The following is a 24,096-nucleotide window of genomic DNA, read 5'->3' as shown; positions in this document are numbered from 1 at the left end:
GACGCAACGCAAAAGGGAGCTCTGAAGGAGCTCCCTTTTTTATGAGCGAGTATTTATTGCGCTGTGCGCCTGTGGCCAGCTTGGCTAAACTGGCGCATTCCTTGTCGAGAAACTGCCCATCATGCTTCGTCTACTGTTCTGGATTGCCGTCATTGCTGCCGCGGTATGGTTCTGGCGCAAATTCAAAAACCCTGCAGCCCGCCAGCAACGACCTGCCGAGCCGAACGCAGCGCTGATGGTGCGATGCGCCCACTGCGGCGTGCACCTGCCGCAGGATCGCGCACTGAGTTCGCGCCAGGAGTGGTACTGCACCCAGGCGCACCTGGAACAAGGGCCGAAGTCTATCCAGCGTTGAGGCGACCTGCCGGGGCATAAGGCGCCGGATCAATGATCGGAGCCCGCCCCAACAGCAAGTCGGCGAACAACTGGCAGGAAGCCGGTGCGAGTACCAGGCCATTGCGGTAATGCCCGCAATTGAGCCACAAGCCCTGAAAGCCGGGAACCTCTCCGATATAGGGGATACCTTCCGGCGAACCGGGCCGCAACCCCGCCCAATGCCCGACCACCTCGGCGTCCGCCAAGGCGGGGATCAGTTCAACCGCAGACGCCTTGAGGCTCGCCAACGCAGTTTCGGTCGGCGTCTTGTCGAACCCCTCATGTTCCAATGTGCTTCCAATCAGAATGTGCCCATCGCGGCGGGGGATTGCATAGCGCCCCTTGGCCAAGACCATGCTGGATAAAAAGTCGGACGCGCACTTGTACAGGATCATTTGGCCTTTGACCGGCTCCACGGGAAGGGTCATGCCCAGTGTGCTCAGCAACTGCCCGCTCCAGGCCCCGGCGGCGAGCACCACCTGATCGGCAAAAACCGGTCCCGTAGCAGTGTTCACCCCCACCACGCGATTGTTGTTCTGCACAAAACCCGACACTTCGCAGTGCTCGTGAATCGTCACATCCGGCAACGCCAGCAGCGCCGCCTTCAAGGATTTAACCAGGCGAGGGTTGCGCACATTGGCCACATCGGCCATGTAGATCGCCCGGGAGTAGCCGCCTCCCAGCGCCGGCACGGCATCATGAGCCTGGGACACATCCACCTTGCTCAATGGCCGCCCTTCACGCGCAGCCCAGGCCAATGCATCAGCCTCATCATCCAGGTCAAGCCAGTACAAACCCGTGGTATGAACCTCGGGATCGACACCGGTTGCGGCAAACAAGCGCTGTGCCAACTGCGGATAGAAATCCTGGGACCAATGGGCCAAGGCAGTCACGGCCGGGCTATAACGCCATGGATACAACGGTGAGACAATTCCGCCACCCGCCCAGGAAGACTCCTGCCCAAGCCCCACACGCTCCAGCAGCATGACTGCACGCCCTTCTCTGGCAAGGTTGTACGCCGTCAACAGCCCGATTACTCCGCCGCCGACAATCACCACTTGCTGTTGCTTTGCCATCATCTGATCCCGCCGATAAACAGGGAAAGGCGCGCCCGGCGCCCACTCTTCAAGCACTCTCATCACTGCCCCCAGCAGACTTTGCGCGACATTTCAGGCGCCGCTCCCGGGTTGCTTCGCATACCGGTGCTGCTCAAGCTGAAAGCTGCACACGCGTCGTCCGCCATGACTGAGTCCACGGCAGGCGTAGCGAGCAAGTCGAAATCCTGGGGGTTTAAAATCACACTGATTCTATAGTGATCGTTACCCGCAATGGCGCCGCCCGCATCAATAAAAGTGCCGTTTCTGGTATATGCGCGCTCCAGGTGCTGGGCTTGCTCGCTCAGCAACGCGACTATTTGCGCGCGATACACCTTTTTTACCTGGCCGATGTACCCGGGATACGCAATGCCGGCCAACAACGCAACGATCGCCACGGCGATCAATAACTCCATCAGGGTAAAGCCCTGGCTATCCATGCCCATCCCATTGCTCCTTATTGAAGTTGCCGCCATGAAATCCGTCGAAACCTGACGTTGCCGCCCTCCTCCACCCGTGCATAAACCGACTCCAGCACCGTGCGCGATTGGCCTGTAAGGCCCACGGCAGTGATGCGAAAGAGCGCTGCCCGTGTATCGGGCGGCAAATGAGCCAGCCCTGCTCCTTCCCCCAGGGATTGAACGCCATAAAACCCACCCCTCAAGGCCAACCAGGTGACCGCTGAGACAGGGTTTGCCCCTGCGCCAGTCAAGGAAAATGCTTCATTGGGCGGTACACACGTAATAACCGAGTTGCACACAGGCATCGCAGGGCCGCCCCTCTGCACAACCGACTCCCCCAGCCGCAAACCGCTCTCAGCAGACTGAAAGGATTGATTACGCTGCCACAGGCTACTCGCGACTTTTTGCTGGGCGACCGCCCCCTGTATCGACGACAGCCCCAGCTGCGATAACAACAGCAGGAATACCAGACTGATCAGCAGCACCATCCCGTTCTGCCGTACCCGAATACCGCCAAGCATCGACATCGCCCCTAACCCAACCGATTTCGCAGCGCCGCGACGACACTGTAGGTCTGATCCTTAACCCGCCCAGTTGGGTCTTGCAGAGTCATGGAGATACGCACACTACGTACCAAAGAACTGTCAGCCGAATGGCTGTCGTAACGCACCACAACCATTGATGCAGGCTCAGCCGCCAAGCCAAAACTGATGTCGAATGCACGCACGTTATCAATCAGTACCGCCTTTGCCGGTGCTGCCGGAGTACTGACCTTCAACTGGCCCGATTCATAGGTGTAGGTAAGCTGGCGTACGCCAAAGCGGATCAGGCCAGGGGCGGCGGCAGGCGCTGCCCCCTCATACGCATGGGCCGCCTCCTTGCAGTCGGACAACACCGTCCAGTCGGGCTTGCCAGCGCCGTCACCGACGTACGCGGTGACCAACGTCAGCGACCTTGAACTTCCAGACGCGTCCCAGCTTATCGGTCGATCGAAGGCAGCCGGGGCGTTGTCGATAACGGTCGCGGCCAAACATCCCAACATGCCTGCCTGACGAATGTCCTGTGTGATCTTGCCCAGGGCAAGCCGCGCATCATCCTGCAGCACCATGGCGGCCTGCTGGCTGTCGTGAGTCAATCGTGAACTTATGAGCACCTGACTCACCCCCAACACCAGCACCAGCCCGACGGCGAGTGCGAGCAACAACTCCACCAGGCTGAAACCTCGGACATGACGATTCATTGCAAGGCTCCCTGCTCACTGGTGACTCGGCTGGTCAGCGTGAAGGTTTCCCGTGCTTCTGGGGTGCCTGCTGAGCGGCGATCCTCCCAACTGATGCTGATGGTGACCTCATGCCCGCTTACCGCCACGGAACCCTTGGCATCCTTGCCAGCAAAACCAATGATATTGGCCTCGAAATCGTGCAGGTCCAGGTCGCGCACACTGGCGGCCGAAGTGTTGGGCGGCCCCGACTCGTCCCTCCCCCACGTGTAATCCGCACCAGCATTGGCGCGAATTCGGTCGAGCATGTCGTAGGCGATAAAGCTGGCTTGGCTGATCATCCTGGCACTGTCGGTGTACTTGAGCGCGTTGAGCTGAAGCATTGCAGCGCCCATCAGGCCGACAGCCAGGATCAACAGCGCTATCAGCACCTCGATCAGCGTCATGCCGGATTGGTGCCGATGCGCGGAGCGCAGGAAAAATCGATTCGGGCGGGCAGGCATTACCGTCGTCATCCATGTCGAAGGCCGGAAAAAAGCAGGCAAACCCTGCTGTGCGATCCAAGACTAGCGGCGGATTTCGAGCAGCGCTGCTGCCGGAACAAAGGGAAATACTTTGGACATAAAGGCCATCACCCAGCATTCGCGGCCAGGCGCTATACCTAGGTCTGCAACTCGAAGATTCACTCGTGTCCATGGAGGGAACGCACATGACACAACGAGGGTTCACCCTGATTGAAATGCTGCTGGGGCTGATCGTCACCAGCTTCCTCGCGCAATTGGCCGTACCCGGTTTCAAAGGTTTGCTTGAATCGCAGCAACGACAAAGCGTGGCCCAATCACTTGCCGCCGGACTGCGTTACGCACGCATGGAGGCCATCACGCGCAATCAGGCGGTGGTCATTCATGCAAACGACAGGGACTGGAGCCTGGGGTGGCGGGTGATACTGGATGTCAGTGGACGCGGCCATCAGGACGACGACAACCCGGTGCTGCTGAAGCGCCAGGGTGATGGTCGCGTGCCAGTGGCAGGCAATGGCCCGGTCACGGACCAGGTGCGTTTCAGCGGCTTGGGAGAACCGGTTTTCGCCGGCGGAGGCTTCCGTGCCGGCACCGTGCATGTGTGCGACACGAGCCAGGCACAGAGCCTGTATCAGATCGTGCTGGCCCCCAGCGGACGCATCAGCCTGCGCAGTGACAAGACCGAGCAGGCATTATGCCGAGCCGATGCCGGCATTGTTGGCGTCAGAGCAGCGAGCGGACCCGCAGTTCCTTCGGCATCGAGAACGTGATGTTCTCTTCACGACCTGCCAGCTCATCGGCGCCAGTAGCGCCCCAGGCCTGCAACTGCTGGATCACGCCGCGTACCAGCACTTCCGGTGCGGAGGCGCCTGCCGTGATGCCGATACGCTCGACACCATCGAACCAACTGCGCTGCATGTCTTCGGCACCGTCGATCAGGTACGCCGGCGTAGCCATGCGCTCGGCCAGCTCACGCAGGCGGTTGGAGTTGGAGCTGTTAGGGCTGCCGACCACCAGCACTACGTCACACTCATTTGCCAGTTGCTTGACCGCATCCTGGCGGTTTTGCGTGGCGTAGCAGATGTCATCCTTGCGCGGGCCGCCAATGGCCGGGAACCGCGTGCGCAGGGCATCGATTACGCGGCTGGTGTCGTCCATGGACAAGGTGGTCTGGGTCACGAAGGCCAGGCGTTCCGGATTGTGCACCTGCAAGTTGGCGACGTCTTTCTCGTCCTCGACCAGGTAGATAGCACCGCCGTTGCTGGCGTCGTATTGGCCCATGGTGCCTTCTACCTCCGGGTGACCGGCGTGGCCGATCAGGATGCACTCACGACCGTCGCGGCTGTAGCGCGCCACTTCGATATGCACCTTGGTCACCAGTGGGCAGGTGGCATCGAACACCTTGAGGCCACGGCCCGCCGCTTCGGTACGTACAGCCTGGGAAACACCGTGGGCACTGAAGATGACGATCACGTCGTCGGGCACCTGATCGAGTTCTTCGACAAAGATCGCCCCGCGCGCGCGCAAGTCTTCGACCACAAATTTGTTATGGACGACTTCATGGCGCACATAAATCGGCGGCCCGAAGACTTCCAGGGCGCGATTGACGATTTCGATCGCCCGGTCCACGCCGGCGCAGAAGCCACGGGGGTTGGCGAGTTTGATTTGCATGCTGTGCCTCGTGTATTGCAGCCACATTGAGTCAATTTGACACTGACTCAACCGACAATGGAGATCAAAGGTGGGAGGGGGCTTGCTCCCGATATAGGTATATCAGTCTGCACATTTAGCTGATACACCGCTATCGGGAGCAAGCCCCCTCCCACATTTTAGACCGCGTACGGTCGGTTACAGCACTTTGACGTCGATAATCTCGACGTCAAAGGTCAACGTCTTGCCGGCCAACGGGTGATTGAAGTCGATGGTCACTTGCGCGTCATCAAATGCTTTCACCACGCCAGGCAATTCAGTGTTCGCCGCATCATTGAAGATCACCAGCAAGCCTTCCGACAGGTCCATGTTCTGGAACTGCGAACGGGGGATGATCTGCACGTTTTGCGGGTTGGGCTGGCCAAAGGCGTTTTCCGGCAGGATTTGCAGGGTGCGCTTGTCACCGGCCTTGAAACCGAACAGTGCCGCTTCGAAACCCGGCAGCAGGTTGCCGTCGCCGACCTTGAAGGTCGCGGGGGCCTTGTCGAACGTGCTGTCGACCGTGTCGCCATTCTCCAGGCGCAGTGCGAAATGCAAAGTGACTTCCGTGTTCTGGCCGATGCGTTGCTCAGCCAATACCTGATCAGTCATTGACGGTTTCTCCGGTTTTCTTGCTCTTGAACATATCCAGCGCCAGCATGATTGCGCCGACGGTGATAGCGCTGTCGGCAAAGTTGAACGCCGGGAAGTAGTGGCGGTTCTGCCAATGCACCAGGATAAAGTCGATCACATGGCCCAGGGCGATGCGGTCATACAGGTTGCCCAGCGCGCCACCCAACACCAGGGCCAGCGCGATGGCCAGCCAGGTGTCGTCGCGGCCCAGGCGCTTGAGCCACACCACCAGCACGGCACTTACTACCACGGCGATCACAGCAAACAGCCAGCGCTGCCAGCCACCGCCGTCAGCGAGGAAGCTGAAGGCGGCGCCAGTGTTGTAGGCCAGGGTCCAGCTGAAGTAATCCGGGATCACCACGATTTGCTGGAACATTTCCAGGGAGCCCTCGAAGTGAGCCTTGCTGACCTGGTCAATGACCAGGACCAGCAGGCTCAGTACGAGCCAGCCCAGACGTCCGAAACGACTGTCTGCATTAGGCATAGTGGCGAACCTCGCCTTCACCGCTGATGTTGTCGACACAACGACCGCAGATTTCCGGGTGCTCAGGGTTCACGCCGACGTCTTCACGGCAGTGCCAGCAACGAGCGCACTTGGGGAAGGCCGACTTGACCACTTTGAGCTTAAGGCCAGGCACTTCGGTAGCCACCGCATCTGCCGGAGCCTGGGTAAACGGCGCCAGGCTCGCAGTAGAGGTGATCAGCACGAAGCGCAGCTCGTTGCTCAGCTTGGCCAGGTCGGCGGTCAGGCCGTCTTCGGCAAACAGGGTGACTTCGGCTTGCAGGTTGCCACCCACGGCCTTGGCCGCACGCTGGACTTCCAGTTCCTTGTTCACCGCAACCTTGACGGCCATCACGCCTTCCCAGTACTCGCGGCCCAGTTCGAAGTCAGCCGGCAGTTCGGTCAGGCCTTCGTACCAGGTGTTGAGCATGACGGACTCGTTACGCTCGCCCGGCAGGTACTCCCACAGTTCGTCAGCGGTGAATGCCAGGATCGGTGCGATCCAGCGCACCAGCGCTTCGCTGATGTGGTACAGCGCGGTCTGCGCCGAACGGCGCGCCTTGCTGTTGGCGCCAGTGGTGTACTGGCGGTCCTTGATGATGTCGAGGTAGAAACCACCCAGCTCCTGCACGCAGAAGTTGTGGATCTTGGAGTAGACGTTCCAGAAGCGGTATTCGCCGTAGTGTTCCTGCAACTCGCGCTGCAGCAACAAGGTACGGTCCACAGCCCAACGGTCGAGGGCGAGCATGTCTTCGGCCGGCAGCAGGTCGCTGGCCGGGTTGAAGCCGGTCAGGTTCGACAGCATGAATCGCGCGGTATTGCGGATACGACGATAGGCGTCGGCGCTGCGGGCCAGGATCTGGTCCGACACGGCGATTTCACCCGAGTAATCGGTGGAAGCCACCCACAGGCGCATGATGTCGGCGCCCAAGGTGTCGTTGATCTTTTTCGGCTCGATCACGTTCTTCAGCGATTTGGACATCTTGCGGCCCGTCTCGTCGACGGTGAAGCCGTGGGTCAGCAGCTCGCGGTACGGCGCATGGTTGTCGATGGCGCAACCGGTGAGCAACGACGAGTGGAACCAGCCACGGTGTTGGTCCGAACCTTCCAGGTACAGGTCGGCACGCGGGCCGGTCTCGTGGCCCATCGGGTGCGAACCACGCAGCACATGCCAGTGAGTGGTGCCCGAATCGAACCACACGTCGAGGGTGTCGCTGATCTTGTCGTACAGCGGCGCTTCGTCGCCCAGCAGCTCGGCAGCGTCCAGCTTGAACCAGGCTTCGATGCCTTGCTGCTCGACACGCTGGGCCACGACTTCCATCAGCTCAACGGTGCGCGGGTGCAGCTCACCGCTTTCCTTGTTCAGGAAGAACGGGATCGGCACGCCCCAGTTGCGCTGGCGGGAGATGCACCAGTCCGGACGGTTGGCGATCATCGAGTGCAGGCGCGCCTGACCCCAGGACGGGACGAACTTGGTGTCTTCGATGGCCTTGAGCGAGCGTACACGCAAGGTGTCGCCGCTGGTCGGCTCTTTGTCCATGCCGATAAACCACTGCGCCGTAGCGCGGTAGATCAGCGGGGTCTTGTGACGCCAGCAATGCATATAGCTGTGCTGGATGGCGGCGGTTTGCATCAACGCACCGACTTCACGCAGTTTTTCGATGATCGGCTGGTCAGCCTTGAAGATGAACTGGCCACCAAAGAACTCGAGCGAAGGCACGTATACGCCGTTGCTCTGCACCGGGTTGATGATGTCGTCGTTGACCATGCCGTACTTCTTGCAGATCACGAAGTCGTCCACGCCATAGGCAGGCGAGCAGTGGACAATGCCGGTACCCGAACCCAGCTCGACGTAGTCAGCCAGGTACACTGGCGACAGACGGTCATAGAACGGGTGACGGAAGTTGATCAGTTCCAGCGCGGAGCCGGTGGCGGTGGCGATCACCGAGCCTTGCAACTCGTAGCGGGCAAGGCACGACTCGACCATTTCTTCGGCCAGCACCAACAGGCGATCACCGACATCCACCAAGGCGTAGGTGAATTCCGGGTGCACGTTCAGCGCCTGGTTGGCCGGGATGGTCCACGGGGTGGTGGTCCAGATCACGATGGCAGCCGGCTTGGCCAGGCTTGCCAGGCCGAATGCCTCGACCAGCTTGGCGTCATCGGCAATCGGGAAGGCCACGTCGATGGTCGACGACTTTTTGTCTTCGTATTCGACTTCCGCTTCGGCCAGGGCCGAACCGCAGTCAAAGCACCAGTTCACGGGCTTGAGACCCTTGAACACGAAGCCGCCCTTGACGATTTCAGCCAAGGCACGGATTTCACCGGCCTCGTTCTTGAAGTTCATGGTCTTGTAGGGGTTGTCCCACTCGCCCAGCACGCCCAGGCGAATGAATTCGGACTTCTGCCCTTCGATCTGCTCGGTGGCGTAGGCACGGCAGAGTTCGCGGGTCTTGTCCGCGCCCAGGTTCTTGCCGTAGGTCACTTCGACTTTGTGCTCGATCGGCAGGCCATGGCAGTCCCAGCCCGGAACGTACGGCGCGTCAAAGCCCGACAGGGTTTTGGAGCGCAGGATCATGTCCTTGAGAATCTTGTTCAGCGCATGACCGATATGAATCGTGCCGTTGGCATAAGGAGGGCCGTCGTGCAGGACGAATTTCGGACGATCCTTGCCAATTTCGCGCAACTTTCCGTACAGGCCAATACTGTTCCAGCGCTGCAGGATCTGCGGTTCGCGCTGTGGCAGGCCGGCCTTCATTGGGAAGGCGGTGTCCGGAAGGTTTAGCGTGGCTTTATAGTCGGTCATTTAAGGCTCTTCGGTTAGCGATGGGCGCTAGGTGCGGCTAGTGCACGGGCGGCGGCGACATCCGCATTGATCGCCGTTTTCAACGCCTCCAGGGAGGCGAAACGCTGCTCTTCACGCAGCTTCTGGTGGAAAACCACCGTCAAACGCCGGTCGTATAAATCACCGGCAAAATCCAAAAGGTGAACTTCCAGGTGGGCCTTGCCATCACCTGCAACCGTGGGCCTGACGCCTATATTGGCGACTCCCGGCCACGATTGACCGTCGATGTCGACGCTGACCAGGTAAACCCCGGTCAGCGGCACACGGCGGCGCTTGAGTTGCACGTTGGCAGTTGGCGTGCCCAATTGGCGCGCCAGCTTCTGGCCGTGCAGTACCCGCCCGGCAATGCGGAAGGGGCGACCGAGCAAACGCTCGGCCAGGTCGAAGTCGGCGGCAGCCAAGGCGTTACGCACCTGGGTGCTGCTCACACGCAGGCCGTCCAGTTCGACGGTTTGGGCGGCTTCAACGGTAAAGCCCTGGTTGACGCCGGCATGTTGCAGGAAATCGAAATCCCCGACCCGATCGCAACCGAAATGGAAGTCGTCACCGACCTCCAGGTGTTGTACACCCAGGCCATCGACCAGGATGCGGTCGACGAACTCGGCGGCGCTGAGGCTGCGCAAACGCTGGTTGAAAGCCAGGCAGAGGACGCGGTCCACGCCCTCCTCCGCCAGCAGTTGCAGCTTGTCGCGCAAGCGCGCCAAACGGGCCGGCGCTGTTTCCGGGGTAAAGAACTCCCGCGGTTGTGGCTCGAAAATCACCACGCAGCTGGGCACACCCAACTCGACCGCACGCTCGCGCAGCCTTGCCAGGATAGCCTGGTGGCCACGGTGAACACCGTCAAAGTTGCCAATAGTGGCGACGCAGCCCCGATGCTCGGGGCGCAGGTTGTGGAGACCTCGAACCAGCTGCATAACGCGCTTCTTGCTCATAAAGTGGTCGATTATAACCACACCCGGCCCCGGACGACAGGCAACAGCGCAGGCCAAATGGGTCGAATCGATAAAACAATCGTTTTATCGCGGCGAAGTCTCTATCCCAGCGACTTGCGATTGAAATCCCGCACGCGGAAGCCCTGCAACAGCAACATCCCGAAGTACACCGCTACGCCCGCGACCACCAATACACCCAGGCGCATAAAGCGCTCAAGCATATCCCCATCGCCCCAGGCCGGCATCACGTGCATCAAGCCCACCAGCACGGCGGACATCGCAGCCACCGCCACGAGCAACTTGAGGGTAAACATCCCCCAACCCGGCTGTGGTTGATACATCTGCTGTTTGCGCAGTTGATAAAACAGCAGGCCTGCATTGATACAAGCTCCGGCACTGATCGCCAGCGCCAGCCCGGCATGGGCCAAAGGACCGATAAATACCAGGTTGAGCAGTTGCGTGACAATCAGCGTGAAAATCGCGATTTTCACCGGCGTACGGATATTTTGCTGCGCGTAGAAGCCCGGCGCCAGCACCTTGATCACAATAATGCCGAGCAGGCCGACGGAGTAGGCAACCAGCGCGTGCTGGGTCATCAAGGCGTCATGCGCATCGAATTGCCCGTATTGAAACAGCGAGACCGTCAGCGGCTCGGCCAGGATTCCCAGGGCCAAGGCGCATGGCAACACCAGCAGGAAGCACAGACGCAGGCCCCAATCGAGAATGCGCGAATACTCCTGACGATCCTTGCTGGCGTAGGTGCGTGCCAGGGTCGGCAGCAGGATCGTGCCCAATGCCACGCCAAGCACACCGGATGGCAACTCCATCAAGCGGTCGGCGTAGTACATCCACGATACCGAGCCGGATACCAGCAACGAGGCAAACGCGGTGTTGATGATCAGGGAAATCTGACTGACCGATACCCCGAGTATCGCCGGCAGCATATTGCGCATCACGCGCCAGACGCCGGTGTCCTTGAGGTTCAGGCGTGGCAGTACGAGCATGCCGATTTTTTTCAGGTGCGGCAGTTGGTACAGCAACTGCGCCAGGCCGCCGGCCAGGACCGCCCAGCCCAGGGCCATGACGGGCGGATCGAAATACGGCGTAAGGAACAGCGCAAAAATAATCATGCTGACGTTCAGCAAGGTCGGCACAAAGGCCGGTACCGAGAAACGATTCCAGGTATTGAGGATCGCCCCGGCGAGCGAAGACAGGGAAATCAGCAATATATAAGGAAAGGTCACCCGCAGCAGATCAGTGGTGAGCGCAAACTTTTCCGGCGTATTGGCAAAACCGGGCGCCGTGGCCCAGATCACCCAGGGCGCGGCGAGCATCCCGACGATGGTTACCAGCATCAGTACCAGCGTCAGCAAACCCGAGACGTAGGCGATGAACGTACGAGTCGCCTCCTCGCCATGCTGGGTCTTGTATTCGGCCAGAATCGGCACGAACGCCTGGGAGAACGCGCCTTCGGCAAAGATCCGTCGCAGCAGGTTGGGGAGTTTGAAGGCAATAAAGAAGGCATCCGTGGCCATACTGGCGCCAAAGATGCGCGCCAGCAGAGTGTCACGCACAAACCCCAAAACCCGGGAGATCATCGTGATAGAGCTGACCGCAGCCAACGATTTGAGCAGATTCATTGAAAGAGTTTGCGCCTATAGATAAAGAGCAGGCGAACAAAGCGCCCACTTATGCGATACTGCGCGCCTGCAACAGCACAGAGCCAAAGCTCGCGAGTTTACAGGTCAAGCGCCGGAAATAAATCACCCGCCTCTTCAGATCGACCACTCAGCAGTTCGCATCAGCCGCCCTTGACAACCCATCAAGTCATCGGCATGATTCGCGGCCTATTTTGTTTGCTATTTCCTAAAAAGTCTTTCGAGGAGCTCGACGGTGGCCAACACACCTTCCGCCAAAAAACGTGCAAAACAGGCTGAGAAGCGTCGCAGCCACAACGCCAGCCTGCGTTCCATGGTTCGTACCTACATCAAGAATGTAGTTAAAGCCATCGACACCAAAGACGCTGAAAAAGCTCAAGCTGCTTACGTTCTGGCCGTGCCAGTTATCGACCGTATGGCCGATAAAGGCATCATCCACAAGAACAAGGCCGCTCGCCATAAGAGCCGCCTGAATGGCCACATCAAGGCTCTGAGCGTTCCTGCTGCAGCCTAAGTGGTAACAACTGCCACGCAGCCCAGGCTGCGTAACAGTTAAGAAATGCCCCGTACCGAAAGGTCCGGGGCATTTTTGTTTGCCCAAAGATTCATCACAACTTCCCTTGTGGGAGGGGGCTTGCTCCCGATGGCGGAGTGTCAGTCAGAATATCTGGTACTGATACACCGCTATCGGGAGCAAGCCCCCTCCCACATTAAAACGCAAAAAAAAACGCCCCGAACCAATCGGGGCGTTTTTGCTACCGATTGATCAAACCACAATCAATGGTGGTGACCGCCTTCACCGTGGACGTGGCCGTGAGCCACTTCTTCCTGGGAAGCATCGCGGATGGCAACGATTTTCACTTGGAAGTTCAGGCGCTGGCCAGCCAGAGGGTGGTTGCCGTCGACCGTCACATCATCGCCGTCCAGGTCACGGATGGTGACGATCTGCATTTGGCCGTCCGGCGCGGAAGCGTGGAACTGCATGCCCACTTCCAGCTCGTCAACGCCTTCGAACATGCTGCGGCTCAAAGTGCTGACCAGCTCGGCGGAGTATTCGCCGTAGGCATCTTCAGGTTCTACGGCTACGGTCAGTTCGTCACCGACTGCCTTGCCTTCCAGGGCCTTTTCCAGGCCTGGGATGATGTTACCTGCGCCTTGCAGGTAGACCAGCGGCGCGCCGCCGGCTGAGCTGTCGATGACCTCACCAGCGTCGTTGGTCAGGGTATAGTCGATGGAGACAGCCTTGTTAGCGGCGATCGTCATGGGGCGAGACCTTTTGCATAAGAATGAAGAACGGACAAGTCTAAACAAGGATTTGCCCGAAAGCGAACAGAACCCGGACAGACGGGGCCGACCAACGGTCTCGACGATCACCGGATTCCACCAGGATGACGACCTGCACTGGGTTGCCGAGCTGTCCTGCGGCCACACCCAGCACCTGCGCCACCAGCCGCCGTGGCAGTCGCGCGCCTGGGTCGTCGACCCCGCGCAACGCCTTGAAAAAATAGGCCAACCCTTTGCGTGCGGCTGGTGTGCGCAAGTGCGCGAATAACGATAACCTTGACGCCTGATTCGCGGTAGGCGCCCATGCATAGGGCGCCACCCAAGCCATGCACCTCCAGAGAATTCGCATGCAGACTTTTTTTATCGCGCCCACCGATTTTGGTGTGGGTCTGACCTCCATCAGCCTTGGGCTGGTGCGCACCCTGGAACGGGCCGGCCTTAAAGTCGGCTTCTTCAAACCGATTGCCCAGCCACACCCGGGCGATACCGGTCCGGAGCGCTCCACTGAGCTGGTGGCACGTACCCACGGCCTGAAGCCACCACAACCCCTGGGCCTGGCCCATGTGGAGCGAATGCTCGGCGACGGCCAACTCGATGAGCTGCTTGAAGAAATCATCACCCTGTATCAGCAGGCCGCCGTAGGCAAAGACGTGCTGATCGTCGAAGGCATGGTGCCGACCCGCAGCGCCAGCTACGCCGCGCGGGTCAACCTGCACCTGGCCAAGAGCCTGGATGCGGAAGTGATCCTGGTCTCGGCGCCGGAGAACGAAGTGCTCACCGAGCTTTCTGGCCGGGTGGAATTGCAGGCCCAACTGTTCGGCGGCCCCAAAGACCCGAAAGTATTGGGCGTGATCCTCAACAAAGTGCGCACCGACGAAAGCATGGAGGCATTCTCGGCGCGCCTTAAAGAGCACTCGCCGTTGTTGCGCAGCGGCGATTTCCGCCTGCTTGGCTGCATCCCCTACCAGCCCGAACTCAATGCCCCGCGCACCCGCGATGTGGCCGACCTGATGGGTGCGCAGGTCCTCAACGCCGGTGACTATGAAACCCGGCGCATGACCAAGATCATCATTTGCGCCCGTACCATGCGCAACACCGTAGAGCTGCTCAAGCCCGGCGTCCTGGTGGTTACCCCCGGCGATCGCGACGACATCATCCTCGCCGTCAGCCTGGCCGCGATCAACGGCGTGCCGCTGGCCGGCCTGCTGCTGACCAGCGACACCCTGCCCGACCCGCGCATCATGGATCTGTGCCGCGGCGCCTTCCAGGCCGGGTTACCAGTGCTGTCGGTGAGCACCGGCTCCTACGACACCGCCAACCAGCTCAATAGCCTCAACAAGGAAATCCCCATCGATGACCGTGAGCGCGCGGAGATCATCACCGACTTCGTCGCCAGCCACCTCGACGCACGCTGGCTGCACCAACGGTGTGGCACGCCCAGGGAGATGCGCCTGTCGCCGGCGGTGTTCCGCTACCAGTTGATCCAACGGGCCCAGGCCGCCAACAAGCGCATCGTGTTGCCCGAGGGCAGCGAGCCGCTGACGGTGCAGGCCGCCGCCATCTGCCAGGCCCGAGGCATTGCCCGCTGCGTGCTGTTGGCCAAACCGGCGGATGTCGAAGCGGTCGCCCGTGCCCAGGGTATCGAGCTGCCCGAGGGCCTGGAGATTCTTGACCCGGACCTGATTCGCCAGCGCTATGTCGAGCCGATGGTTGCCTTGCGCAAGACCAAAAGCCTCAACGCCCCCATGGCCGAGCAACAGCTGGAAGACACAGTGGTGATCGCCACCATGATGCTCGCCCTGGACGAAGTGGACGGCCTGGTCTCCGGCGTCATCCACTCCACCGCCAATACCATTCGCCCGGCCCTGCAACTGATCAAGACCGCGCCGGGCTGCACCCTGGTGTCGTCGGTGTTCTTCATGCTGTTCCCCGAGCAGGTGCTGGTATACGGCGACTGCGTGATGAACCCGCACCCGAGCGCCGCGGAACTGGCGGAAATCGCCTTGCAAAGCGCCGATTCCGCCGCCGCGTTCGGCATCACGCCACGCGTGGCGATGATCAGCTACTCCAGCGGTGATTCGGCCAGCGGCGAAGAAGTGGAAAAAGTCCGCGAAGCCACCCTGCTCGCCCACGAACAGCAAGGCTCGCTGCTGATCGACGGACCGCTGCAATACGACGCCGCCGCCAATGAAAGCGTGGCCCGGCAATTGGCGCCCAACAGCCAGGTGGCGGGCAAGGCCACGGTGTTCGTGTTCCCCGACCTGAACACCGGCAACACCACTTACAAAGCCGTGCAACGCAGCGCCGATTGCGTGAGCCTGGGGCCGATGCTCCAGGGCCTGCGCAAACCGGTCAACGACCTGCCGCGCGGCGCCCAGGTAGACGACATCGTGTACACCATCGCGCTGACTGCGATCCAAGCCGCCAACCGACCTATGGATATCTAAATGCTGGATTTTCTACCTGCCGCCGTACGCGGGGTGATCGCTTCGCTGTTGCTGGCGCTGAACACGATCCTGCTGTGCTCGTTCCTGTTTATTGTCGCGCTGTTCAAGGCACTGCCCTTCGCCAAGCGCTTCAGTGAATGGCTGATGAACCACACTCACGAAGCCTGGGTGACCAACAACAAAGGCTGGATGAACCTGGTGCGCCGCACACGCTGGCACCTGAGCGGCCTTGAAGGCCTGGACTATCAGCATTCGTATCTGGTGACCAGCAACCACCAGAGCTGGGTCGATATCATGGTGCTGCAATACGTGCTCAATCGGCGCATTCGCCCGCTGAAGTTTTTCCTCAAGCAAGAGCTGATCTGGGTTCCGGTGATTGGTCTGGCGTGGTGGGCACTGGGCTTTCCGTTCATGAAGCGCTACAGCAAGGCTTATTTGGAGAAGCACCCGGAAAAGAAAGGCAAGGACCTGGAAACCACCCGCAAGACCTGTGCGAAGTTTCGCGACAACCCCGTGGGGATTTTCAACTTTGCCGAAGGCACACGCTTTACGCCGGGCAAGCATGCGCAGCAACAGTCACCGTTTCGCTACCTGCTTAAACCCAAGGCGGGCGGCATTGCGTTTGTGCTGGATGCCATGGGCGAGCAGCTCAAATCATTGGTGAATGTGACCATCCATTACCCTGCCGGGCGCCCAGGCTATTGGGATTTGCTGTGCGGCAATGTGAAGGAGGTGGTGGTGCATTTTGAAGAGGTGCAGATCCCGGCTGAATTCATTGGCAAGAATTATGAGCAGGATGGGGAGTACCGGTTAGCGTTCCAGGGCTGGATCAACCGGTTGTGGGAAGACAAGGATGCGTTGCTGGAGCAGTTGCACAAAGACTTTCCAGCCAGCCGCTGATCAACATGTGGATGCAATTCAATGTGGGAGCTGGCTTGCCTGCGATAGCGGTGGATCAGCTAAGGATAAATAAACTGACAGTCCGCCATCGCAGGCAAGCCAGCTCCCACATTGACCGAGTCCACATTTGAGAATGTGTAAAAAGCCCGCCACCGATCACTCGGTGGCGGGCTTTTTTGTGCGGCAATAAAGCCTAGATCGCGCCGCGCTGACGCAACAACTCCAGCACTTGCTTGACGCTGTCTTCCAGCGACAAGGCCTGGGTATCGATCACCAGGTCGGCATTCAACGGCACGTCGTACGGGAAGGACTCGCCAGGGATATTATCCCCACCGGCCGCGTACAAACCTTGCGGATCACGCTCGGCACATACCAGCGGCGACGCCTGCACATAGACGGTCAACAGGCGATCACTGCCAATCAGCGCCTTGGCCTGTTCACGGCCTTCGGCATCCGGCGCGACAAAAGCCGCAAGGGTCAGCAAACCGGCTTCGTTGAACTGACGCGCCACGTGAGCCGCACGGCGCCAGTTCTCGGTACGCCCGGCACGGTCCTGAGGCAAGCCTTTGTTCAGGTCATGCCGCAGGTTCTGGCCGTCCAGCACGAACACCGCACGCCCCATGTCGAACAGCTTGCGCTCAACCGCATAGGCCAACGTGCTCTTGCCGGCACCCGACAAGCCGCTGAACAACACGGTGGCCGGTTGCTGGCCGAAACGCAGGGCACGCTCTTCAGTGGCCACGTGTGCCAATTTGTCGTGCTGCGCTGCACCGCCCTGGCTGGTCGGTGGCGCGATGATCATGCCCGCGGCCACGGTGCCATTGGTCAGGCGGTCGATGACAATAAAGGCACCGGTGGTGCGATTGCTGTCATAGCCATCCAACGCAATGGCGGCATCAAGGCTGACCTTGACCCGGCCAATTTCGTTGAGCTGCAGCGAACTCGCCGGGCCTTCGGCCAGGGTGTTCACGTCCACGCGATGCACGATGCTGGTGATAGAGCCCGGCACGTAGCTGGTAGCGCGCTTGATGTCGTATTTCTTGCCCGGCAGCATCGGTTCTTCAGCCATCCACACGAGCATGGCGTCGAACGCATCGGTCACTTGCGGCACATTGTCGGCATGCACCAATAGGTCGCCACGGGAGATATCGATCTCGTCTTCCATGGTCAGGGTTACGGCCTGGCCTGGGCCGGCGTGCTCCAGCTCACCGTCGAAGGTGACGATGGATTTGACCCGGCTGCGTTTGCGTGACGGCAGCACCACGACTTCGTCGCCTTTGTGCACGATGCCGCTGGCAAGAGTGCCGGCAAAACCACGGAAGTTCAGGTTCGGGCGGTTGACGTACTGCACCGGGAAACGCAGGTCGGTGTAGTTGCGGTCGTTGGCGATCTCGACGGTCTCGAGGATCTCCATCAGCGACTGGCCGGTGTACCAGGGCGAACGCTCGCTCTTGTTCACCACGTTGTCGCCCTTGAGCGCCGACATCGGCACGAAGGCCAGGGTACTTGGCTTGAACGCGATGCCTTCGGCGAACTTCAGGTAATCGGCCTTGATCGACTCGAATACGCTTTGGTCAAAGCCGTTGATGTCCATCTTGTTGACGGCCACCACGATGTGCTTGATGCCCAGCAACGAGGCGATAAAGCTGTGGCGACGGGTCTGGGTCTGCACGCCATAGCGGGCGTCGATCAGGATAATCGCCAGGTCACAGGTGGACGCACCGGTGGCCATGTTGCGGGTGTACTGCTCATGGCCGGGGGTGTCGGCGATGATGAACTTGCGCTTGGCGGTGGAGAAGTAGCGGTAGGCAACATCGATGGTGATGCCCTGCTCACGCTCGGCCTGCAGGCCGTCGACCAGCAAGGCCAGGTCGATGTCATCGCCGGTGGTGCCGGACTTCTTCGAATCGCGGGTGATGGCTTCCAGGTGATCTTCGTAGATCATCTTGGAGTCGTGCAGCAGGCGCCCGATCAGGGTGCTCTTGCCGTCGTCGACGTTGCCGCAGGTCAGGAAGCGCAACATCTCTTTGCGCTCGTGCTGGCCCAGGTAGGCGAGGATGTCCTCGCTGATCAAATCAGATTGATGCGACATGACAGCCCCTTAGAAATAGCCTTGACGTTTTTTATCTTCCATGGAGCCTGCGCCATCGTGGTCGATGACCCGGCCCTGGCGCTCGGAAGTTCGCGTCAGGAGCATTTCCTGAATGATGTCCGTCAGCGTCTCGGCTTCGGACTCCACCGCGCCCGTCAACGGGTAGCAGCCAAGGGTACGGAAACGGACTTTCTTTTTGACGATGCGGGCTTTGTCTTCGTCGGACAGGTGTTCGAGGATGCGGTCGTCGTCGATCATGATCAACGTGCCGTTCTTCTCGATCACTTCGCGCTCGGCGGCGAAGTACAGCGGCACGATCGGGATGCCTTCCAGGTAGATGTACTGCCAGATATCCAACTCGGTCCAGTTGGACAACGGGAACACGCGAATCGACTCGCCCTTGTTGACGTTGCCGTTGTAAACGTTCCACAGCTCCGGACGTTGGTTCTTCGGGTCCCAGCGGTGCTTGCTGTCGCGGAACGAGTACACGCGCTCTTTGGCACGGGACTTCTCTTCATCGCGACGGGCGCCGCCGAACGCTGCATCGAAACCATGCTTGTCCAGGGCTTGCTTGAGGCCCTCGGTCTTCATGATATCGGTGTGCTTGGCGCTGCCGTGGGTGAAGGGGTTGATACCCTGCGCCACGCCATCCGGGTTGACGTGAGTGATCAGGTCCAGGCCAAGCTCTTCGACCATTTTGTCGCGGAACTTGTACATTTCCTGGAATTTCCAGCGCGTGTCGACGTGCATCACTGGGAACGGCAGCTTGCCCGGGAAGAAAGCCTTGCGTGCCAGGTGCAACATCACGGCGGAGTCTTTACCGATCGAGTAGAGCATCACCGGGTTGTCGAACTCGGCGGCGACCTCGCGGATGATGTGGATGCTTTCCGCCTCCAGCTGTTTCAGATGCGTCAGTTTGTCGACCATGGTTACTCACGGAAAAACGATCTTATGGACGGCCAGGCAGGCCGTGTTCGAGCGGGGCATGCTAGCACAGCACCTTCTTCTATTCAGGGCGCCATCTAGATCGAAACGGTATATGAATATACCGACCAGTTTGGCCGCAAATAGACTCAAGTGTGGGAGGGGGCTTGCTCCCGATAGCAGTGTGTCAGTTAGTACATATTTCAATGATCCATCGCCATCGGGAGCAAGCCCCCTCCCACATTCAGTCGCGCTCTAAGGCTCAGATCGGGTTCGGGCAGTCGATAAATAGATGCTCCAGGGCAAAGCGTCGCGCCAGATAATCGCCCAACGCCTGCACCCCATAGCGCTCGGTGGCGTGATGACCGGCAGCAATGAAGCTGACGTCGTTTTCACGGGCGCTGTGGAAGGTCTGCTCGGATGCCTCGCCGCTCAGGTACAGGTCGACCCCGGCGGCAATCGCCTCGTCGATATAGCCCTGGCCACCTCCGGTGCACCAGCCGACGCGACGGATCATCTGGCTGCCTTCGATCAGTAGCGGTTCGCGCCCCATTGCATCCTGCACACGGCGGGCGAAATCACGCGGTGACAAGGGTTCGGCCAGCGACCCCACCAGGCCGACCACCTTGGGGTTGCTCGGGTCCAACGGGCCTTCGACGGTGATGTCCAGTTGCTTGGCCAGTTGCACGTTATTGCCCACCTCAGGGTGAAGGTCCAATGGCAGGTGATAGGCCAATAGGCTGATGTCGTGCTTGAGCAGGGTTCTCAGGCGGCGCTGCTTCATGCCGGTGATACACGGGCTCTCGCCCTTCCAGAAATAACCATGATGCACCAGCACCAGGTCGGCCCCGGCTTCGACGGCGGCGTCCAGCAGCGCCTGGCTTGCGGTCACACCGCTGACGATGCGCATCACCTGCGGACGGCCCTCGACCTGCAAGCCATTGGGGCAATAATCGGCAATTTTGGCACTGCCAAGGTAGCGGTCGGCTTCCTCGACGAGGGTGGTAAGGGGGACGGCCATAAAAGACTCCTAAATATCCGGTTCGCAGGCATCGCAGCCTCGTATAATGCGCGACATTATGGGCGCTCGCCCGCCCCCTGCAACCTGTCAGGACTTACTTGATGCTCAAGGCACTGCGTTTTTTTGGATGGCCATTGTTGGCTGGCGTGCTGATCGCGATGCTGATTATTCAGCGTTATCCCCAATGGGTGGGCCTGCCTACCCTGGATGTGAACCTGCAACAAGCACCGCAAACCAACACGGTGGTGCAGGGCCCGGTCACCTATGCCGACGCGGTCACCATTGCGGCCCCTGCGGTGGTCAACCTGTACACCACCAAGGTCATCAACAAACCGGCACACCCGCTGTTCGAGGACCCGCAGTTTCGCCGCTATTTCGGTGACAACGGCCCCAAGCAGCGCCGCATGGAGTCGAGCCTGGGTTCCGGGGTAATCATGAGCCCCGAAGGCTACATCCTCACCAATAATCACGTGACTACCGGCGCCGACCAGATCGTGGTCGCCCTGCGTGATGGCCGCGAAACCCTGGCCCGTGTGGTGGGCAGCGACCCGGAAACCGACCTCGCAGTACTGAAAATCGATTTGAAGAACCTGCCATCGATCACCCTCGGTCGCTCCGACGGGTTGCGCGTGGGTGACGTAGCACTGGCTATCGGCAACCCGTTCGGCGTGGGCCAGACAGTCACCATGGGCATCATCAGCGCCACCGGGCGCAACCAGTTGGGCCTTAATAGCTACGAAGATTTCATCCAGACCGACGCAGCCATCAACCCGGGCAATTCCGGCGGTGCGCTGGTGGATGCCAATGGCAACCTGACCGGCATCAACACGGCGATTTTCTCCAAGTCCGGCGGCTCCCAAGGCATCGGTTTTGCGATCCCGGTGAAGCTGGCGATGGAAGTGATGAAGTCGATCATCGAACACGGCCAGGTCATTCGCGGCTGGCTGGGCATCGAAGTGCAACCCTTGACCAAGGAACTTGCCGAGTCGTTTGGCCTGACCGGACGCCCAGGCATCGTGGTCGCCGGGATCTTCCGCGATGGCCCGGCACAGAAAGCCGGCCTGGAGTTGGGCGATGTAATCCTCAGCATCGACGGTGCACCGGCCGGTGATGGCCGCAAGTCGATGAACCAGGTAGCGCGAATCAAACCGACCGACAAGGTGGCGATCCTGGTCATGCGTAACGGCAAGGAGATCAAGCTCTCGGCGGAAATCGGCCTGCGTCCGCCACCGGCGACCGCACCGATAAAAGAAGAGCAATAACCGTCGCGACCCTAGCGCCCGTTCGCGGGCGCTTGTAGGGCGACATTTCTTAGCGATTCATTCTCATTAGGCATGTTATATTGTTTCAATATCGCTATTGGAACGCTCTATCATGCCGTCTCGAAAGTTTGTGCCCTTGGCCGGCCTGGCCTTGGGTTTGCTGCTCGACCCTGCCTACGCCGAAGAAAACACCCTGGAACTGGACACCATCAGCGTAACCTCCGAGGCGTATGAGTCCGCCACAGGCCCGGTCCAAGGCTATCGCGCCACCCGCTCTGCCAGTGCCACCAAAACGGATACCGCCCTTCGCGACATACCGCAATCGATCAGCGTGATCCCCGCCACGGTGCTCAAGGACCTGGGCAGTACCAGCGTGGAGCGCGCCCTGGAATTTGCCGGCGGCGTATCCAAGCAAAACAACTTCGGTGGCCTGACCCTCTACGAATACAGCGTGCGCGGCTTCACCACGTCTGAGTTCTACCAGGACGGTTTCAGCGCCAACCGCGGTTACCCCAGTACGCCGGACGCGGCAAATATCGAACGCATTGAAGTTCTCAAAGGCCCCGCCGCCAGCTTGTATGGGCGTGGCGATCCTGGCGGCACGGTGAACATCGTCACCAAGAAACCCCAGCCCGAAGCGTTCACCACCTTGCAAACCAGTGCTGGTAGTTGGGACCGCTACCGCACTGCGCTGGATGTGAATACGCCGCTGGACAGCGAGGGGCGCGTCTTGTCACGGGTGAATCTGGCGGTTGAAGACAAGCACAGTTTCCGCGATCACGTGGACGCTAAACGAGTGTTCGTCGCGCCGTCGTTCAGTTGGCAGTTGACCCCGGACACTCAGTTGCTGGTCGAAAGCGAATTCGTGCGCCACAGCTCCACCTTCGACCGGGGCATCGTCGCCGATACTGGCATGTCCCATTCCACCTTTCTGGGCGAGCCCAACGACGGCAATATTCGCAACCACAACAACCGCATCCAGGCCGCGTTGGAACACCACCTCAACGACGCCTGGAAGCTGCGCCTGGCCAGCCACTACAAGCAGGGCAGCCTGTGGGGCGATGCGTCGGAAAGCCGTGCGCTGAATGGGGATGGTCACACCGTCAACCGTCGCTACCGTGAACGCTCGACCGGTTGGCATGACAGCATCACCCAGCTGGAACTGCGCGGGCTGTTCGATATCGGCAGCTGGCAGCATGAACTGCTGATCGGCACCGAATACGAGGACTACCGCAAAAAGGAGCGTGTGACGGCGATTGGCGGTGACTACCCTATCGACATCTATAAACCGGTCTATGGCCAGGCCAAACCCAATGGCGCACGCTCCGGCACCGACTTCTTCGAACAGACCAAAAGCCACGCCCTGAACCTGCAAGACCAGATCATCTTCACCGACCGCCTGCGAGGCATGATCGGTGCGCGCTTCGAGCACTTCGAACAGAGCACCGAGAACTTCGCCCGCAACCACGCCAAAAGCCGCCAGACCCACGACGCCCTGACCCAACGCGCCGGCCTGCTCTATCAGCTGACACCGCAAGTCGGGGTATTTGCCAACGCATCCACCTCGTTCAAGCCGAACAGCGGCCTGGATGCCGGCGGCAAATCCTTCAAGCCAGAAGAAGGCGTGGGCTATGAGGTGGGTATCAAGAGCGAGATGTTTGACGAGCGCCTCAGCGCGACGCTCGCGGCCTTCCATATCGAAAAGGAAAACGTCCTCACCCTGGACCCGGCGACCAACACCGACCGCGCCATTGGCAAGGCGCGCAGCCAGGGGTTTGACCTGCAGGTGACCGGGCAAGTGACCGACGCCATACGCGTGATTGGCGCCCTGGCCTACATCGACGCCGAAGTGACCAAGGGCGACAAAGCCATCCCCACGGGCAGTCGCATTCTCGGGGTCGCCAAGCGCAGCGGCAGTCTGTTGGGCGTTTATGAATTCCAGGATGGGGCGTTGCGCGGTTCAGACCTGGGGGCGGCGTTTACTTATGTGGGTGACCGTTCCGGCGAGGCGGGCACAGGCTTCGAACTGCCGGCCTACCACACCGTGGATTTACTGGCCCACTACAAGGCCACGAAGAATGTCACCGTGGGGCTGAACCTGAATAACCTGTTCGATGAGAAGTACTACGAGCGCTCCTACAGCCGCTATTGGACCAACCCCGGTGAACCGCGCAACCTCACCGTCAGCCTGACCCTCAATCTCTGACGAGCATGGAACTGAATGTGGGAGGGGGCTT

General features: G+C 60.1%; 23 protein-coding genes. 8 read left to right on the top strand and 15 right to left on the bottom strand.

Translation table 11 applies throughout. The annotated features are described in order from the left end of the window. The first annotated feature begins 121 nt into the window (after window positions 1-121). Window positions 122-355: a PP0621 family protein gene (locus tag E3O56_RS16700; RefSeq protein WP_005784659.1), complete on the top strand. Its 234-nt coding sequence runs from the start codon at window positions 122-124 to the stop codon at window positions 353-355. Here E3O56_RS16700 and thiO read toward each other — a convergent pair. The 5 genes from thiO to pilV all read right to left on the bottom strand — a co-directional run bounded on the left by thiO (window position 342) and on the right by pilV (window position 3,652). Beyond that, the gene (gene thiO / locus E3O56_RS16695; RefSeq protein WP_032877963.1) at window positions 342-1,451 is read right to left on the bottom strand and encodes a glycine oxidase ThiO; all 1,110 of its coding nucleotides are present in this window, start codon (window positions 1,449-1,451) and stop codon (window positions 342-344) included. The genes E3O56_RS16700 and thiO overlap by 14 nt on opposite strands. Window positions 1,452-1,513: 62 nt before the next feature. Beyond that, a complete protein-coding gene (locus E3O56_RS16690) occupies window positions 1,514-1,915 on the bottom strand; it encodes a type IV pilin protein (RefSeq protein ID WP_032877965.1) in 402 nt (133 codons plus the stop codon). A gap of 11 nt (window positions 1,916-1,926) precedes the next feature. After that, a complete protein-coding gene (locus E3O56_RS16685; protein ID WP_032877967.1) occupies window positions 1,927-2,457 on the bottom strand; it encodes a PilX N-terminal domain-containing pilus assembly protein in 531 nt (176 codons plus the stop codon). 5 nt (window positions 2,458-2,462) lie between these two features. Then, window positions 2,463-3,170, bottom strand: a complete 708-nt coding sequence (locus E3O56_RS16680; protein ID WP_248128575.1) for a prepilin-type N-terminal cleavage/methylation domain-containing protein — start codon at window positions 3,168-3,170, stop codon at window positions 2,463-2,465. Beyond that, window positions 3,167-3,652, bottom strand: coding sequence for a type IV pilus modification protein PilV (gene pilV, locus E3O56_RS16675; RefSeq protein WP_032877971.1), 486 nt, complete (start codon window positions 3,650-3,652; stop codon window positions 3,167-3,169). The genes E3O56_RS16680 and pilV overlap by 4 nt, the downstream gene beginning before the upstream one ends. 206 nt (window positions 3,653-3,858) lie before the next feature. Between pilV and E3O56_RS16670 the strand changes: the two genes are divergently transcribed. Next, window positions 3,859-4,440 carry a GspH/FimT family pseudopilin gene (locus E3O56_RS16670; protein WP_248128574.1) on the top strand — a complete coding sequence of 194 codons (582 nt, stop codon included), beginning with the start codon at window positions 3,859-3,861 and terminating at the stop codon, window positions 4,438-4,440. On the opposite strand, the gene ispH is transcribed toward E3O56_RS16670, so the two are convergent. From ispH to murJ, 6 genes are all read right to left on the bottom strand, one after another. Continuing rightward, entirely contained in the window at window positions 4,394-5,341 is a 948-nt protein-coding gene (ispH, locus tag E3O56_RS16665) for a 4-hydroxy-3-methylbut-2-enyl diphosphate reductase (RefSeq protein ID WP_005784653.1), read from the bottom strand. The genes E3O56_RS16670 and ispH overlap by 47 nt on opposite strands. Before the next feature lie 177 nt (window positions 5,342-5,518). After that, entirely contained in the window at window positions 5,519-5,956 is a 438-nt protein-coding gene (gene fkpB / locus E3O56_RS16660) for an FKBP-type peptidyl-prolyl cis-trans isomerase (RefSeq protein WP_177464497.1), read from the bottom strand. Between the two features lie 7 nt (window positions 5,957-5,963). Further along, window positions 5,964-6,476 (bottom strand): signal peptidase II, encoded by a 513-nt coding sequence (gene lspA, locus E3O56_RS16655; protein WP_032877979.1) that lies wholly within the window; start codon window positions 6,474-6,476, stop codon window positions 5,964-5,966. After that, window positions 6,469-9,300 (bottom strand): isoleucine--tRNA ligase, encoded by a 2,832-nt coding sequence (gene ileS / locus E3O56_RS16650; RefSeq protein WP_248128573.1) that lies wholly within the window; start codon window positions 9,298-9,300, stop codon window positions 6,469-6,471. Before ileS ends, lspA begins: the two co-directional genes overlap by 8 nt. A gap of 14 nt (window positions 9,301-9,314) precedes the next feature. Next, entirely contained in the window at window positions 9,315-10,253 is a 939-nt protein-coding gene (ribF, locus tag E3O56_RS16645; RefSeq protein ID WP_003188404.1) for a bifunctional riboflavin kinase/FAD synthetase, read from the bottom strand. A 119-nt stretch (window positions 10,254-10,372) separates the two neighbouring features. Beyond that, complete coding sequence (gene murJ / locus E3O56_RS16640; protein WP_103734660.1) at window positions 10,373-11,911, bottom strand: murein biosynthesis integral membrane protein MurJ; 1,539 nt, start codon at window positions 11,909-11,911, stop codon at window positions 10,373-10,375. Between the two features lie 253 nt (window positions 11,912-12,164). Between murJ and rpsT the strand changes: the two genes are divergently transcribed. Beyond that, entirely contained in the window at window positions 12,165-12,443 is a 279-nt protein-coding gene (gene rpsT, locus E3O56_RS16635) for a 30S ribosomal protein S20 (RefSeq protein WP_003188401.1), read from the top strand. Between the two features lie 263 nt (window positions 12,444-12,706). On the opposite strand, the gene E3O56_RS16630 is transcribed toward rpsT, so the two are convergent. Next, entirely contained in the window at window positions 12,707-13,192 is a 486-nt protein-coding gene (locus E3O56_RS16630) for a peptidylprolyl isomerase (protein WP_003171645.1), read from the bottom strand. Here E3O56_RS16630 and E3O56_RS16625 point away from each other — a divergent pair. The 3 genes from E3O56_RS16625 to E3O56_RS16615 all read left to right on the top strand — a co-directional run bounded on the left by E3O56_RS16625 (window position 13,191) and on the right by E3O56_RS16615 (window position 16,560). After that, window positions 13,191-13,481 (top strand): DUF3565 domain-containing protein, encoded by a 291-nt coding sequence (locus tag E3O56_RS16625; RefSeq protein WP_103734661.1) that lies wholly within the window; start codon window positions 13,191-13,193, stop codon window positions 13,479-13,481. The genes E3O56_RS16630 and E3O56_RS16625 overlap by 2 nt on opposite strands. A 79-nt stretch (window positions 13,482-13,560) precedes the next feature. Next, a complete protein-coding gene (gene pta, locus E3O56_RS16620) occupies window positions 13,561-15,660 on the top strand; it encodes a phosphate acetyltransferase (RefSeq protein ID WP_078820253.1) in 2,100 nt (699 codons plus the stop codon). Next, window positions 15,661-16,560 carry an acyltransferase gene (locus tag E3O56_RS16615; RefSeq protein WP_248128572.1) on the top strand — a complete coding sequence of 300 codons (900 nt, stop codon included), beginning with the start codon at window positions 15,661-15,663 and terminating at the stop codon, window positions 16,558-16,560. 193 nt (window positions 16,561-16,753) lie between these two features. On the opposite strand, the gene cysN is transcribed toward E3O56_RS16615, so the two are convergent. The 3 genes from cysN to E3O56_RS16600 all read right to left on the bottom strand — a co-directional run bounded on the left by cysN (window position 16,754) and on the right by E3O56_RS16600 (window position 20,597). Next, window positions 16,754-18,652: a sulfate adenylyltransferase subunit CysN gene (gene cysN / locus E3O56_RS16610; protein WP_248128571.1), complete on the bottom strand. Its 1,899-nt coding sequence runs from the start codon at window positions 18,650-18,652 to the stop codon at window positions 16,754-16,756. A 9-nt stretch (window positions 18,653-18,661) separates the two neighbouring features. Next, on the bottom strand, window positions 18,662-19,579 hold the full coding sequence (gene cysD, locus E3O56_RS16605; RefSeq protein WP_005784641.1) for a sulfate adenylyltransferase subunit CysD: 918 nt from the start codon (window positions 19,577-19,579) through the stop codon (window positions 18,662-18,664). Window positions 19,580-19,838: 259 nt separating this feature from the next. Continuing rightward, window positions 19,839-20,597, bottom strand: a complete 759-nt coding sequence (locus tag E3O56_RS16600) for a Nif3-like dinuclear metal center hexameric protein (RefSeq protein WP_103734664.1) — start codon at window positions 20,595-20,597, stop codon at window positions 19,839-19,841. 101 nt (window positions 20,598-20,698) lie between these two features. On the opposite strand from E3O56_RS16600, the gene algW reads away from it, so the two are divergent. Next, window positions 20,699-21,859, top strand: a complete 1,161-nt coding sequence (gene algW / locus E3O56_RS16595) for a Do family serine endopeptidase AlgW (RefSeq protein WP_005784639.1) — start codon at window positions 20,699-20,701, stop codon at window positions 21,857-21,859. A gap of 112 nt (window positions 21,860-21,971) precedes the next feature. After that, window positions 21,972-24,065 carry a TonB-dependent siderophore receptor gene (locus tag E3O56_RS16590; RefSeq protein ID WP_032877986.1) on the top strand — a complete coding sequence of 698 codons (2,094 nt, stop codon included), beginning with the start codon at window positions 21,972-21,974 and terminating at the stop codon, window positions 24,063-24,065. Window positions 24,066-24,096 lie beyond the last annotated feature (31 nt).

The sequence above is a fragment of the Pseudomonas sp. W2Aug9 genome (assembly GCF_023127755.1).
Lineage (GTDB): Bacteria > Pseudomonadota > Gammaproteobacteria > Pseudomonadales > Pseudomonadaceae > Aquipseudomonas > Aquipseudomonas synxantha_A.
The sequence above is the reverse complement of the archived record's forward strand: the minus strand, read 5'-3'. Positions and strand labels throughout refer to the sequence as shown.